Raw genomic sequence first — 13425 nt, forward strand, 5'->3', positions numbered from 1 at the left:
GTGTTGTTCGTTCTCTCCGGGCTCGCCGCCCACCGGAGCATCTACCCGCCGCGCCGTGCCATCATCCAATCCCCGCCGGAAATCTCCCGGAACATCTGGCAGGCCGACATCCACGTCACCGCCGCGCTCCGCGCCGCCGAGAAGACGAGCATACTGCTCGACCAGATCGAAGACCCCCGGACCCGGGCCGGACTCGCCGTCCCGCCGGTCACCCCTTACGCCTCCCACCAGAACCAGGACTAGACATGGCAGCCAGCTACCGAACCGACCGCACCCTCCCGTTCCCGGAACCAGCCGCGCCCGCCGAGGGCCTGGACGTCACCGGCCTGCTGCCCGGAGACCGGGTGAGAGTCATCAAGCCGCTACGGGACCTCAAGACCGTGAAGACCGGAGCCAAGGGCTCCGTCATCTGGACCGGCTGCGACTACCGTCCCGTCCTGCAGCTCGAGGACGGAACCGTCGTGAACCTGATTGACGGCGACGCCCTGGCCGAGGCTCCCGCCAAGAGCGCCCGCGGCACTGTGTCCCTCCTTACGCTCCGGCACAACACGGAAGGGTGGAAGCCAGGGTTCGAGAACGACGTCTACCTGCGAATCCCGGCGGCCGGCGGGCTCGAAGCCTCTGTCCGGTCCATCGTGTCCGAGCACAACGGGGCGCAGCGGGGCGGGGGTCGCGACTTCAAGGTCACGCTCGAAACAGGCGCGTGGGACGGGCCGGATCTCAAGCCGGCCGCCGTGAAGAAGATCGTCACCGAAGCCCTGGCCGACTGGGCCGCCTGACCCGGAGAGGGCCGGGTGCAGATCCGCACACATGGGGGCGAAACCGGTAACCATTTGTCCCCGTCCCGAGGAACCGCCATGACAGCAATCCCGATCCCAACCTTCATCGTCCACTCCGGCGGGCTTCAACTCGCGCCGGGGCTGCCGGAGGAACGTTGCGTCCGCACGGCGGATGCCAGGGCGTCACTGCCCGCAGGCACCATCACGATCGACGCGGACGAGTGCTACGCCGTCGCAGACGGGACCGGTACCTTCCAGTCAACCGGGCTGGACGGGGCATTCCCGGCGCACGAGAGTGTCGTCCTCCCCGCGTACATCATCGCCGGCCCGGGGCTGCCACCGCAGATCCCTGGCGGCGGAAGGGAGCTGGTCAAGCAGGACGAAGTCGACGAGAACCTCTTCCAGTTCTATGCGATCGATGCCAACGGATCTCTGCACTGCTGGGACACCATCGGTGACAGCTTCGTCGACTTCGCCTGGGAGACCGCCGGCCAGGCCGAAGCTGCGACTCCGGTCTTCCCGCTCACCGCGTGGTGCTGAACGTCCGCTGAGGTACTTAGCGGGAGGCGAGCGACGACCAGGCGCCCCGGCGAGGGGTCCTCACCGGCGGCCCGCTGATGGCCAGGTCCTTGTTGTCGGCAATGCCCCACCACTCGTCGGATCCGGAAAGGATCACGCCGGCAGCCATGCTGCCGCGACGGTGGGCCTCGCTGGGTGCGCTTCGAAGGCCCAGCATCCAGTTGACCCGGGACGTCGGTCGGGTGGGGGTTGTCGCGGCGATGTCCAGCAGCTCGGCAGTTGGCTCGCCAGCCGTGGACCCGTAGAGGGCCCGGAGGCCGTCCTCGAGTCCGGCGGCGAATTCTGGCCCATCGGCTGTGTCCTGCCCTGCCGCGAATCCCTGCCATCGGGTAAAGGAGTCCAGGCTCTCCCGCCGCGCAACTCCCTGCGACAACGGGCCATCAACCACTGAGCCGGTGACGATTTCCGCGGTGGAGTCGTCACCGAACACCCAGGCCCCGGGACGCCCGGCCGGCAGGCCCCAGTACCTGGCGTCGAAGCCGGCGCCGATTGCCACCTCCGATTCGCGGTGAGACACGGCCGTGAACCTTCCACGGCTGCGCGGGTGCTTGGATTCATCGAAAGCGGTCATGCCTACTAGTGTGCGGCATCTGTTCGACAGGGCGGGGAGCTTTACGGCCGCTCCCGCACACATGAGGGTCAGGTAAGAAGACAGTGAAAACCAATATTCATTGAATAATCGTCAAATGACGATTAATAGAGTAGGGTGGAAGCATGATCACGACATACGCGAAGTTCCCGCAGGGATGGACCGCCCACTCCCGGGCCTCCGAGATGCGTTTCCCGGCCGGGGAATGCCACGTCACCACCGACAAGGTCCTCGACGGCGAAACCCCGCTGTACCTCTACCTGACCGGCGCCGACGCCAATGACTTCGTAACCGCCGCCATGTGGATCGACTACGCCCACCAGGGCGGCCACAAAGTCACCGCGCTGATCCCGTACCTGCCCGGCGCACGCCAGGACCGCGGCACCCCGTTCGGCGCCAAGGTATACGCCAACCTGATCAACGCCATGGCGGCCGATGAGATCGTCTGCTTTGACCCGCACTCCGAGATCATGCCGGCACTGGTGAACAATCTCCGCGTCGTGTACTCGGACGCCGTCATCAAGAAAGTCCTCCGCAAAACCCTCGCCGACTACGCCGGCGTCATCTGCCCCGACGAAGGCGCCCACGCCCGCACCGAAAAAGTCGCCGCCGCGCTGGGCCTGCCCGTCTACTACGCCAAAAAGCACCGCGACTTCACCACAGGCAAGCTCTCCGGTTTCGAATGCGAGGCGCTGCCGGCCACCGGCAAGTTCCTTGTCGTCGACGACATCTGCGATGGCGGCGGCACTTTCCGCGGCCTCGCCGCAGCCACCGGCCTGACCAAGGACCGCCTTGACCTCTGGGTCAGCCACGGCGTCTTCTCCGGTAACGCCGCCGCCCTGAACGACCACTTCGGCAACATCTACACCACCGACTCACACCCCGGCGCCGCTAACCCGGCGGTCGGAGCCACCGTCTCACCCCTCATCCACCACCTTCTGGAAGGCCGCAACTCATGAGCACCGCAACAGACACCCGCATCACCACCGCCTCCGTCACCGCCGCCCTGTTCGAAACGGACGCCTACAAGCTGGGCCACCGCGAGCTCTACCCGGAAGGCACCACAGGCATCTTGGCCAACTACACCAACCGCGGCTCCCGCCTCGAAGGCGTCACCAAGGTCGTCCACTTCGGTCTCCAGGCCTTCCTGCAGTCCTACTGCATTGAAGCCTTCGCACCCTTCTTCGCCGCCGATGAGGACGAAGCAGTGGACGAGTACGAGGCAAACCTGACTGCCATCCTCGGCCCCAACACCATTCAGAGCGACCACATCCGGGCGCTGCACCGCAAGGGATACCTGCCGCTGGTCTTCCGCGGGCTCCCCGAGGGCACCCGGGTCCCGCTGCGCGTCCCGACCTTCACGATCGAAAACACCGAGCCGGAATTCTTCTGGCTGGTCAACTACATCGAAACGGTCCTCTCGGCCTCGGTGTGGCACCCGTCCACCACGGCCACCATCGCCGACACCTACCGCCAGGTCCTCAACGAGGCAGCCGAAAAGACCGGCTCCGCACCGGAGTTCGTGAACTGGCAGCTGCACGACTTCTCCTACCGCGGCATGACCGGGACCCCGGCCGCCGCCGCATCGGGCGCCGGCCACCTGCTCTCCTTCACCGGTTCCGACTCCCTGGCCACCCTGGACTGGGTCCGCCGCTACTACCCCTCCGCTGCCGGAGCCGACAACGGGCAGGTCCTTGGATCGATCCCCGCCACCGAACACTCCGTCATGTGCGCAGGCATCAGCGAATCCAGCGAACTGGACACCTTCTCCCGCATCCTGGACAAGAACCCCGCCGGGAACGTCTCGGTCGTCTCCGACACCGAAGATTTCTGGAAGGTGCTCAACGAGATCCTCCCGACACTCAAGGGCCGCATCACCCGTCGCGACGGTAAGCTCGTCATCCGCCCCGACTCCGGCGACCCTGCCGACATCATTTGCGGCACCATGTCCCGACCCGGAGCCATCTTCACCGCCCAGGTGCGCACTGAGGAGCGCGACCCGGAGTTCTTCGGAGCCGTCCAGCTGCTCTGGAAGCACTTCGGCGGCACCAAGAACTCGAAGGGCTACATGGTCCTCGACCCGAGCGTCGGCCTGATCTACGGTGACTCCATCACCCTGGACCGCGCCAAGGACATCTGGGCCCGGCTCGAGCGTCTTGGCTTCGCGTCCGAAAACATCGTCTTCGGCGTCGGCTCCTTCTCCTACCAGTACGTCACCCGCGACACCTTCGCGTCGGCGATCAAAGCCACCTGGGCAAAGATCAAGAACAAGACGTACAACCTGCTGAAGGACCCTGTCACGGACAACGGCACCAAGAAGTCCGCCACCGGCCGCCTCGCCGTCATCCGCAACGCCGACGGGGAGCTCGTGCAAATCGAGAAAGCCACCCCGGAGCAGGAAGCCGTGTCCCTGTTGGAACCGGTCTGGGCCGACGGCCAGTTCATCCGCCGGCAGTCCCTCGCTGACGTCCGCGCCGTCCTCGGCAACATCGCCTGACCATGGACACCACCACGCCGGAGACGCTGAGCGCGCAGCGGCTTGCCAACGCCGAGAGGGAGCTGGAGCTGTTCGAGCGACAGCCCCCGCTCGGGTCCCGCGCGTACCTCCGCGGACGGAACGCCCGGCGACAGATCATCCTTGAACTTCGGCAAGAATTGACCCATGACCATGAGTGACCTTCCGCAGCAGCCCCTGGTGTCCATCGACACAGTGCCCCTTGTCCTCCGCGACGGGCACTGGCGGGTCATCCTGGGCGTCCGCGGGTTCGAACCCTACGCCGGCCAGGCCGCCCTCCCCGGCGTGCTCCTGCGCCCCATGGAGCGGCTCGAAGAAGCTGCGCTGCGAGCCCTGTCGGCCAAGGTCAACGTCTCCGAAGAGAGCGTCCTGTTCCTGATGAACACCGGCGCCTTCGACAATCCGGACCGTGACCCCCGCGGTCCGACCCTGTCGATTGCCCACGTCGCCGTCATCGACCCCGAAGACGAGCCCGTAGGCGCCGTCCACCACCTGATCACCGGCAACGCAGACCTGCCGTTCGACCACTCCGCCATCATCACGTCCGCCGCCAAGGCTGTCCTGGATGCCCTCTGGGTGAACGAACCGCTCACCCGCGCCTTGCTGGGGGAGAGGTTCAGCACCGCGGACGTTGCCCGTCTCATGCGCGAGCTGTCAGTTGCAGCGCTGGAAGGCGAACCCGACACTTCCAACCTGGGCAGGGAGCTGGCCAAAAAGGAATCCCTCGCCAAGGCCGCTTCCCCGGCGGCACCTACCGGCAAGGGGCGTCCCGCCGCGGCATGGTCCTGGGCCTCAGGCTGGTCCGCCCCGAAGCGAAGGACTAGCTTCTAAGAAAGCGGCTGCCGCCGCTAGCGTCATCCGTTCAGGAACGCGGTGAGCGTTACCGCTCCTCCCGCACACATGGGTGCCAGAAAGAGCAACCTATCCGGCAGGGAAAATTGCCGGCCACGCGCGTCAGCCCCTTGGTGGGGCCCGGTGTTGATCAGCCGGTCTGCACGGGGTTCGGATCCCCGGATGCGCTCCATGCAACACGAAGGATCTCTCGCCCCCGCCGTGGCACGTCACGGCATGCGGTTCAGGGTGCTAGACATGTCGTTGGGCCGTCACGGCTCAACAGAATAGGTGGGGGACCAGCAATGGGTATTTTGAACGAAGGCGCCGGCGAACGAACAGAGCGCACCCGCGCCGAGGGCGTGCGCGCCAACGAGGATCTCCGGCAGCAGAACCGGACCGCGGCCAGTGCCAGGGAATTCCAGCACAACAAGGCCATGGCGGACTACAAGAGCGAGCTGAAGCAGTACGAACAGTGGGACGCTGAGAACCTCAGATGGAAGCACGGCCAGGTCCGCTTGGAGCAGATGGCCGCCCTCAAGCAAGGTCGCGCACCCCGGTTCACGCATCCCTCCGAAGTCTCCGACATGGGAGAGCGCCCGCCCAAGCCCGTCGAGCCGGTTCTCGCCCCCATTCTCACTCCGAAAGTCCCGATGTCCATGGGGGTCTTCGGCATGATCGTCGCGGCCATCCTCATCGGTTGGGCCACCGTCGGCGACTTCGTCGTCAACGCGTACATTGTGGGTGTTTTCGCCGTACCGGCCGGATATGCCGCCCTCGTCGGTTTCTGGTTCTGGAAGATCAAGAAGGCGGAAGGTGACCCGGACAAACTGGCATCACTGGACCGCTGGAACCCCCTCAGGTGGGGGCTCAACGTCGTGTTCTGGTGCGGCCGGATGCTGGGGAAACTGGTCATGCTGGGACTGCGTAAGCTCTAGAGTTCCCAGGAAGTTCTCGCACCGGAGCCGGGAAGGTCAGGCCTTCCGGCTCCTCTGCTGTGGCGTGCCGCGCCGGTAACGTTCATGGGCCTTGCCGACCTGCTCCTGCCAGAAGTCCATCTCGTCCTGCCGTGACGGGTCGAAGAAGTGCTCCTGTTCGGCCAGTTTGAAAAAACCTTGGCCTGGCCCGTTTTCATCCGTCCGTTTCACCAAGGACGTCAGCATGAAGTCCGGGTTGGTGGCCCAATCCTGAATGGCGATACGGCCGAGGAGCCGGCCCATCTCGCCGCGGCCCTGGTCGGTGGCGAAGTCGAAGCCGGGAAGGCCGGTGGCGTCCATCAGGGCTTTGTTGAGCTCGCCGTAATTGGTCAGGCCCCCGTCCCGGGCAACCCGTTTCAGGATCTCGTGCCCTTCGGTGACCAGAAACTTCCAGTCAGTTTCGCTGCGCTCCGCCATGCCGACCTCCCATCGCTCGCCCCCAAATCTAGCAGCGACGCGGTGAGCATCCCGGCAGGCTCCGCACACATGTTGAGAAGAGAATCCGGGCAAACGGCCCGGCAGACAAGCCGAGGAGAACCCGATGTCCGCACTGACCCGCTACGCCAAGTCCGCCCAGATCCTTCCCATGGCATGGCTCACGCAGTCCGAATTCCCCGCCAAGGGCCTCGTCAAGAACGCTTTCCAGGTCGCCATCTCTGAGCTTCCCGAGGCGAGCACCTACGAGGACAACGTGGTGCGCTCAGCCCTTCAGACGATCGTGGACGGCGTCGACCCGCGCGGCGGCTCCTTCAAAGCGCAGGCCATGCATGCTGCAGGTCAGCTGCATGACCGCGTCACTGCTCTGGCACTGGCACTCGATGCCCCGACTGCACACGACCAGAAACGACGCTGATGCCCCTGGCGCTCGAAAGCGGCCCCGCCGGTTGCGCTTTCCGGGAGCGGTGAGAGTTCCCCGGAGCTCCGCACACATGAGTGGCAGATAAGAAAAACCTAGACCGGGTTGAGGAACCCGGCAGGGCTGATGTGGATCCGCAGACGCGGACCGGTTCGATTCCGGAACAGCCCGCGGTCTGGAACGGCATATGCCGGATAGGACGATGCAGGACCCGAATATAGCGCTAGGCGGGTCCGGTCGACACCACCCGGCTAGCAATGCCGTTGAACCTGAAGAGTAAGCGCACGGGTACTAGTAAAGCCGTGTGATAGGGATAGGGAATTTCAGCTTCACCGCTGGCCAGACACCGATTTCCCTTGCAGCCTACTCCGGCGGCAAGGGTCCAGGCCGGTGCCTTCCACCGCCGGCCACCTGGTTTTGTAGCGCAGTTGGTTAGCGCGCCGCCCTGTCACGGCGGAGGTCGCGGGTTCAAGTCCCGTCAGAGCCGCAAGGTGCCCCACGGCACGTTTCATCCGTCACCGGTCCACCAGCCGGAGAACCCAGCCGAGGCCGGCGCCCTCCCGGGCGGTGGCCTTTGCCACGTGTCCAGGGGGACAGAACATGCACGAACTCGCACTCATCATCGGCCTCCTGCTGGCCACGGTCATCGCCGTAGGCCTCGGGGACAAGCTGAAGCTGCCCTACCCGGTCCTGATGGTCCTCATCGCCCTCGGCGCCGGATTCATCCCGGGCATCCCGGAACTGCACCTTAACCCTGAGCTCATCCTGCCGCTGTTCCTTCCGCCGCTGCTGTTCGCGACCGCGAAAAAGACCTCCTGGTCGGTGTTCCGCATCCGGTGGCGCAGCGTCATCCTCCTCGCTATCGGCCTGATCGTCGTCACCGTGGCGGTCGTCGCCGGCGCCGCCTGGCTGCTGATCCCCGGAATCGGCCTGCCCGCAGCAATCGCGCTTGGAGCCATGGTGGCGCCACCTGACCCGGTCGCGGTCGAATCAGTCGCCGGCCGGGTCCACATGCCCCGCCGCCTGCTGACCGTCCTCCAAAGCGAAGGCCTTTTCAACGACGCCGCCGCCATCGTAATCTTCCAAACAGCCGTCGCCGCCGCCGTGAACGGACGTGACGTCGACGGCTGGCTGGCCATGACGTTCCTGGTCGGCTCCACCATCGCCGTTGTGCTGGGCCTGGCGATGGCGTGGGTAGCGAAGAAGCTCATCGGATTCATCGACTCCTCCACCGCCCGCAGCGCCGTGACACTTGTGGTCCCGTTCGCCGTCTACATCCTCGCCGAAGAGCTGCACGCCTCGGGAGTCATCGCCGTCGTTGTCACCGCCCTGGAAATGAAGCGCCGCTCCCGCCCGCAGGACGCCGCCGAACGCATTACCGGCAACGCCTTCTGGGACGTCACCGAACTCCTGGCAACCGGCCTCGCCTTCGGGCTCATCGGTCTGGTCACCCGGAGCGTCATCGAAGAGACCGGCGCCGAAACCATCCCGATGCTGGGGAAAGCGGCCATCATCTGCGCCGTCGTCGTGTCCATCCGGGCTGCCTGGCTCGCCTTGCTCGTGCCGTTCAACCGCCGCCGCGACGACGGCCTGCCACCCAACGGACCCAAGGACGTGCTCCTCCTGACCTGGTGCGGGATGCGCGGACTCGCCACCCTGGCGCTTGCCCTGGCACTGCCCGAACATATTGCCGACGGTACGCCGTTCCCGGCCCGCGACCAGATCGTCCTGACCGCTGTCGCCGTCCTGTTCACGACCCTCATCATCCCCGGCTCCACCCTGCCGTGGCTGATGCGGAAACTGCAGATGCGGGAAGCACCTGCCGCCGAGCACGAGGCCGAGAGGGTCCTGGCCCAACGAGCCGAAGACGCCGCACTGAGTGCCTTGCATGACGCCCCTTTCGTTCACGACCTCCCGCATCAGCGCCACGAAGCCATCGAGCGGGGCATCAAGCGGCTCAGCGAAGAACTGATTACCGACGCGGCGCCGGCCGGACGGAAGGGTGCCCGTACCAGGCAGGAACACGACTCCGCCGTGGCCATCCGCACCATCGCCCTCGACGCGGCCCGCCAGGAAGTGGTGAACGCCCGGAACGAGCCAGGGACCGACCCGGAGATTGCTGACCGGGTCCTGCATCGGCTGGACCTGCTCACGGTAATGCGTCAGAAGTAGCGCGGAGGAGGAGGGCGGGCCCGTCTACGCATGTGACAGGTGGAAGCGTCACACCGAAAGGCAAGGGCATGCCATGAAAGAGACCATGACCGCGATCCTTCGGGCCAATTCCGAAGACGGGAACATCCGGCGCCGGGACGTCGCGTCCTTCGCCCTCCTCCTCATTGCCCCTGCGGCCATCGTCGCCGGAGCCAGCGAAGGACCCGTGGCAGTCCAGCAGGCCATGGCCCTGGCGGCGGCACTGGCACTGGTCGCCAGCCTGCGCCTGACCGTGAAAGCGTCCGGCGTCGCCCGCGTCGTCTGCATCCTGGGCGTAGCGACGGCGGCCCTCACCTTTGCCGGCGGAGTCTCCGCCTCGCTGAATGGCGGCATCCTGACTTTCGAGCCGGCCTGCACTGCGCTGCTCATCGCTGCAGTGTCGCTGTTCATTGCCCGCCTCAAAACCAACCCGTCGACCGGTGTCTCAGAACCCTTACCTTCCCTGGCTTAGGCGCCGCGATGCCAAGGTGGTGAGAGAGGTTCCGGACTCCGCACACATGAGAGGCAGATAAAGGAACCTATCCAGGGTTGAGGAACCCGGCAGGGCTGATGTGGATCCGCGGACGCGGACCGGTTCGATTCCGGGACGGCCCACTCTGGAACGGCGTATGCCGGGCAGGATGATGCAGGACCCCACCAGCGCAAGCGGGGGCCGGTCAACCCCACCTGGCTACCTGCACCGTTGAACCTGAAAAGTAGCCGCGCAGCTCCTAGGCAAGATGCGCGGCGAGGGATAGGGAATTTCAGCCCCGGCTGGCCAGAACCGAGGACCGTAGCTCAAAGGAAGAGCCGGAGCGTAGCTCCGAGGTGCATCCGTCGAGGGGTGCCGGTCTGCGCTGAACCGCAAAGCTCGCTGACTGCGGTTCGTTGCCAGCAGGGGTTGCTCCTTGTTTTTGGGCGGCAGCACAAATAATGACGGCGGCGACGGTGTCCCGATACGACCCCGTGCGGTTGGCTTGCCCGGCAGGGCGGGCTTCCATAGACCTCACGCTAAATGAATGGATTGCAGGGAAGGCGCTCTGGCGGCGCCCGCACTGGAAGGTGTGGCCTGGACCCGTCTGCCGACGGGGAAGGGTAGGCGGGTTCGAGACCCGCTCCTGCTACGAAGAATACCTGCCGCCCTTCGGGGCGGGGGCTTCACGGGTGGCGACCAACCATCCGCGGCGACGGCCGGAACAAAACAACTGGAACGCCTTGTAGCTCAATTGGCAGAGCACCGGTGACGAGCCGGAGGTTGGGGCCGGGACCTTTGGGTGCCCGGGCAGTTGGGCCGGCGACAGCCGGACCTCCTGGGTTCGAGTCCCCCTGAGGCAACGGAGAGTCGACCGTCTCGCACACGCGCCGGCTCTCAAGCAGTCCCCGCTTCTGTCCGGCACGCCCAGGTGTGTGCGTGGGTAGAGAAAGAGTGCCACCACGGGATCGGGGACTGCGCCCTCTATCCAAGGAGCTTCGAAAGGGCCACCAATGTCTGAACAGCAGTACCCTGGCTGGTCCAAAGACGCCGACGGCGTATGGCGGAACCCGCGATACCCTCGGGGAAAGCCGACGCAGAAGGATGGGCTATCCCTGGTTTACGACCCGGAGATCAACGGCGCCGTGCTCACTGTTGATGGCCATAGCGTCCCGCTGAGCTTCGGGGAGGTCCAGCACTTCATCGGTCAGCTGACCGAGGTCCGTAGGGAAGCGCAAGGCGAAAACTCCAGGCTCTGGAAGGAGAAAGAGCAGATTCTGTTCACGGAAGAGGGCATCGAGCCTGCCGTGTATGTCCGCGGAATAAGGCAGAACCCGCCCCGGCGGAAGTAGAAACACCCGGTGCGGGAAAGCGCACCAATGGAACGCTCGTATGGAGCAGTGGCCAGTACATGACAGGTGGAGCCGGGGGAAGCAATGGTCGACCCGCCGCTTTCGAATGCGGCTTGATGTACTGGGGCAGCACTTTCTTCGGTTAATACGCCGGGCCTATGCCCCGGAGACACCGGTTCGAACCCGGTGCGTTTCACGGTCTGGAACGGCTTCATGCCGGGCAGGACGATGCAGGACCCGTCAGCGCAAGCGGGGATCCCGTCGACACCGCCTGGAGCACATGTGCCGTTGAACCTGAACAGTAAAAGCGCGGACACCGGTAAAGACGCGTAATAGGGCTAGGGGATTTCGCCGTAAGGCGTCCAGAGCGACACTTAGAATGCCCCGGCCAGCCCATTGGCCAGCCCATTGGCCGGGGCGTTCGCCGTTTAGGCGCAGTCGTCGCAGATACCCGTGGCCGGCAGCTGGATCCCATGCACGACGCACACCGGCTTTGGCTTGGGAGCGTCCTTCTTCACCGGATTCACCCGGGCCTCGTACTTGGGTGTCAGCTGAGGGGCGGCGTCCGCCGGGACGTCCCCCTCCTTGCAATAGAACTTGTAGCACGCCAGACGCTCGGCGGCCGCTGCCCGTTCACGCTCCAGCTCGGTCGACGGGACTTCCCGGCCGGAGGCGCGCAGCACTTCGGTGAAGCCGGCGCCAACCGTCCCGTCTGTCGAATAGACGACTAGGGACGACAAGGCAGGGAGCTTGCGCTCAAGGCACAGGTGGATGACCTGGTTCAGCAGTTTTCCGCTCCATCTGGTGAGCAGTGCGTTGGTGCGGATACCTGTCTCGTCGAAGAGCCGGGAGCCCAGTTGGGTATAGGTGATGTGGCCGCCATACGTCCGGGCTACATCTTCAAGTACTTCGACCGACTTCTCGGCCCACTCTTGGAGCGCCTCCGGAAAGGGGACCGGAATGTCGCGGTGCGGTTCGCGCCACGTGCCGGGCAAAGTCGTCATGGTCCCTCTTCCTTCGTCGGGGCCAGCCCCCGAAAGCATCCTAGCGGTGACCCTCCTCCTGGACGCCGTACACATGACCAGGGAATCAACCGTCCACCAGGAGAGATCATGCCCCGCGCCTTCAAGCTTGCGAACGCCTCAACCACCATCGACGAGATCACCGCCGCCCAGTCCAAGTTGAACGATCTGCAGAACAAGGCCCGTGAGCTCGCGGCCAGCGTCGGGAAAGACATTATCGTCCGCTTCCGCCGCAGCGGGTTCAGCGACGACACCAGCGAGGTCATTCTGAGCCTCGGTGTGGAGAGCACCGACCTGGCCGAGGGCTGGCGATACGTGAGGACCCGCGACGCCGTCGAACCTGTTCGTGGAGCCAAGGGAGATGCGGCACGCGAAGCGCTGGCTGCTCTGACCATCCCGGTCCTCCAGCCGGGTGCCATTGTCGCCGGCACCGGCATGCCCCAGGTCTTCATGCACCCTGGACGCCTCTACCGGACCCAGTGGATGCATCACGACGGTGCCTTGTACGCGCTGCTGCCTGATGAGGACACTACGTTCCGTAACGATCCGATCACTGGCGACTGGGAAGAAATCCGGCTCTCCGAACTGCACGCGGCCGACGAGGCCCGCATGGACGCAGGCAACGCCGCTGCGCCCGCCTAGACGACACGCGAAAATCACCCGGATAGGCTGAACCTCATGGCTCAGGTACGCGCAGAGCGATTCATCCGTCTCGACCCGGAGACGGCGTTCGCCATCTCCCAAACGACGGGCCAGTTCCGGCTCAAATAAGACCCGTTCATCTCCGCACAAGGCTGGTTGGACGGGGCAGCAGCAGTCGGCAAAGGAGTCCGCACCAGGACCGTGTCCAGGATGGGGCTGGTGATGGTGAGCGAGTACGTCTCCTTCATGCCGCCGAAAAACGTCGGCATGACGATGATTTCCGGCCCATGGTTCTTTAAAAAGTTCGGCGGCGGCTGGCGGTTCACCCCCGAGGACGGCGGGACCCGCGCGGTCTGGAAGTACTCGTTCACCTGTCGGCCGGCCTGGTTGCGGCCCATCGCTGAACGCATCGGCTCCTGGCTGTTGGGCAAAGAGATCGAAATGCGCATTGAAGCTTTCGCCCGCGCCTGCGAGAATCCCGAACTCGTCAAAGAATTCCGGGCCTTGGCGACAAACTCCTGAAGAGCCGCCGTCACCGATCCGCACATGTGATTCCGGACAGCACAGCCTCCAGTAGGCTGACCATAAGCCGGGACGGTCCGGCGAATCATTGGGGGAAAC

The 13425-nt window shown here is 65.2% G+C and carries 16 protein-coding genes, 2 tRNA genes and 1 pseudogene; 16 read left to right on the forward strand and 3 right to left on the reverse strand.

The window, feature by feature from the left end:
* From ABIB45_RS04755 to ABIB45_RS04765, 3 genes are all read left to right on the forward strand, one after another.
* Positions 1 to 243: a hypothetical protein gene (locus ABIB45_RS04755; protein WP_354214793.1), complete on the forward strand. Its 243-nt coding sequence runs from the start codon at positions 1 to 3 to the stop codon at positions 241 to 243.
* Positions 244 to 245: 2 nt separating this feature from the next.
* On the forward strand, positions 246 to 779 hold the full coding sequence (locus tag ABIB45_RS04760) for a hypothetical protein (protein ID WP_354214794.1): 534 nt from the start codon (positions 246 to 248) through the stop codon (positions 777 to 779).
* 78 nt (positions 780 to 857) lie between these two features.
* Positions 858 to 1319, forward strand: coding sequence for a hypothetical protein (locus tag ABIB45_RS04765; protein WP_354214795.1), 462 nt, complete (start codon positions 858 to 860; stop codon positions 1317 to 1319).
* A gap of 16 nt (positions 1320 to 1335) precedes the next feature.
* Here the strand turns inward: ABIB45_RS04765 and ABIB45_RS04770 are convergent, their stop codons facing one another.
* Positions 1336 to 1875: a hypothetical protein gene (locus ABIB45_RS04770; protein ID WP_354214796.1), complete on the reverse strand. Its 540-nt coding sequence runs from the start codon at positions 1873 to 1875 to the stop codon at positions 1336 to 1338.
* A gap of 197 nt (positions 1876 to 2072) precedes the next feature.
* On the opposite strand from ABIB45_RS04770, the gene ABIB45_RS04775 reads away from it, so the two are divergent.
* The 5 genes from ABIB45_RS04775 (at position 2073) to ABIB45_RS04795 (ending at position 6231) form a co-directional block, all read left to right on the forward strand.
* Complete coding sequence (locus ABIB45_RS04775; protein WP_354214797.1) at positions 2073 to 2906, forward strand: ribose-phosphate pyrophosphokinase-like domain-containing protein; 834 nt, start codon at positions 2073 to 2075, stop codon at positions 2904 to 2906.
* Complete coding sequence (locus ABIB45_RS04780; RefSeq protein ID WP_354214798.1) at positions 2903 to 4444, forward strand: nicotinate phosphoribosyltransferase; 1542 nt, start codon at positions 2903 to 2905, stop codon at positions 4442 to 4444. The genes ABIB45_RS04775 and ABIB45_RS04780 overlap by 4 nt, the downstream gene beginning before the upstream one ends.
* Positions 4445 to 4446: 2 nt before the next feature.
* Positions 4447 to 4623 carry a hypothetical protein gene (locus tag ABIB45_RS04785; RefSeq protein ID WP_354214799.1) on the forward strand — a complete coding sequence of 59 codons (177 nt, stop codon included), beginning with the start codon at positions 4447 to 4449 and terminating at the stop codon, positions 4621 to 4623.
* The gene (locus ABIB45_RS04790) at positions 4610 to 5293 is read left to right on the forward strand and encodes an NUDIX hydrolase (RefSeq protein WP_354214800.1); all 684 of its coding nucleotides are present in this window, start codon (positions 4610 to 4612) and stop codon (positions 5291 to 5293) included. Before ABIB45_RS04785 ends, ABIB45_RS04790 begins: the two co-directional genes overlap by 14 nt.
* 305 nt (positions 5294 to 5598) lie before the next feature.
* A complete protein-coding gene (locus ABIB45_RS04795; protein ID WP_354214801.1) occupies positions 5599 to 6231 on the forward strand; it encodes a hypothetical protein in 633 nt (210 codons plus the stop codon).
* 36 nt (positions 6232 to 6267) lie between these two features.
* On the opposite strand, the gene ABIB45_RS04800 is transcribed toward ABIB45_RS04795, so the two are convergent.
* Positions 6268 to 6687 (reverse strand): hypothetical protein, encoded by a 420-nt coding sequence (locus tag ABIB45_RS04800; RefSeq protein ID WP_354214802.1) that lies wholly within the window; start codon positions 6685 to 6687, stop codon positions 6268 to 6270.
* A gap of 124 nt (positions 6688 to 6811) precedes the next feature.
* Between ABIB45_RS04800 and ABIB45_RS04805 the strand changes: the two genes are divergently transcribed.
* The 6 genes from ABIB45_RS04805 to ABIB45_RS04830 all read left to right on the forward strand — a co-directional run bounded on the left by ABIB45_RS04805 (position 6812) and on the right by ABIB45_RS04830 (position 11140).
* Positions 6812 to 7123 (forward strand): hypothetical protein, encoded by a 312-nt coding sequence (locus ABIB45_RS04805; protein WP_354214803.1) that lies wholly within the window; start codon positions 6812 to 6814, stop codon positions 7121 to 7123.
* A 416-nt stretch (positions 7124 to 7539) separates the two neighbouring features.
* Positions 7540 to 7613: transfer RNA gene (locus ABIB45_RS04810), tRNA-Asp, on the forward strand.
* Between the two features lie 113 nt (positions 7614 to 7726).
* Positions 7727 to 9298, forward strand: a complete 1572-nt coding sequence (locus ABIB45_RS04815; protein ID WP_354214804.1) for a Na+/H+ antiporter — start codon at positions 7727 to 7729, stop codon at positions 9296 to 9298.
* An 85-nt stretch (positions 9299 to 9383) separates the two neighbouring features.
* Entirely contained in the window at positions 9384 to 9788 is a 405-nt protein-coding gene (locus tag ABIB45_RS04820) for a hypothetical protein (RefSeq protein ID WP_354214805.1), read from the forward strand.
* Positions 9789 to 10527: 739 nt separating this feature from the next.
* A tRNA-Arg gene (locus ABIB45_RS04825) sits at positions 10528 to 10651 on the forward strand.
* Positions 10652 to 10801: 150 nt separating this feature from the next.
* Positions 10802 to 11140: a hypothetical protein gene (locus ABIB45_RS04830; RefSeq protein WP_354214806.1), complete on the forward strand. Its 339-nt coding sequence runs from the start codon at positions 10802 to 10804 to the stop codon at positions 11138 to 11140.
* 428 nt (positions 11141 to 11568) lie between these two features.
* On the opposite strand, the gene ABIB45_RS04835 is transcribed toward ABIB45_RS04830, so the two are convergent.
* The gene (locus ABIB45_RS04835) at positions 11569 to 12144 is read right to left on the reverse strand and encodes a hypothetical protein (protein ID WP_354214807.1); all 576 of its coding nucleotides are present in this window, start codon (positions 12142 to 12144) and stop codon (positions 11569 to 11571) included.
* A 108-nt stretch (positions 12145 to 12252) separates the two neighbouring features.
* Here ABIB45_RS04835 and ABIB45_RS04840 point away from each other — a divergent pair, with 108 nt between their 5' ends.
* Positions 12253 to 12804 (forward strand): hypothetical protein, encoded by a 552-nt coding sequence (locus ABIB45_RS04840; RefSeq protein ID WP_354214808.1) that lies wholly within the window; start codon positions 12253 to 12255, stop codon positions 12802 to 12804.
* A gap of 36 nt (positions 12805 to 12840) precedes the next feature.
* Positions 12841 to 13326, forward strand: a pseudogene (locus ABIB45_RS04845) (SRPBCC family protein).
* Positions 13327 to 13425: the final 99 nt, after the last annotated feature.

The sequence above is a fragment of the Arthrobacter sp. UYCo732 genome (assembly GCF_040547265.1).
Classification (GTDB): domain Bacteria; phylum Actinomycetota; class Actinomycetes; order Actinomycetales; family Micrococcaceae; genus Arthrobacter.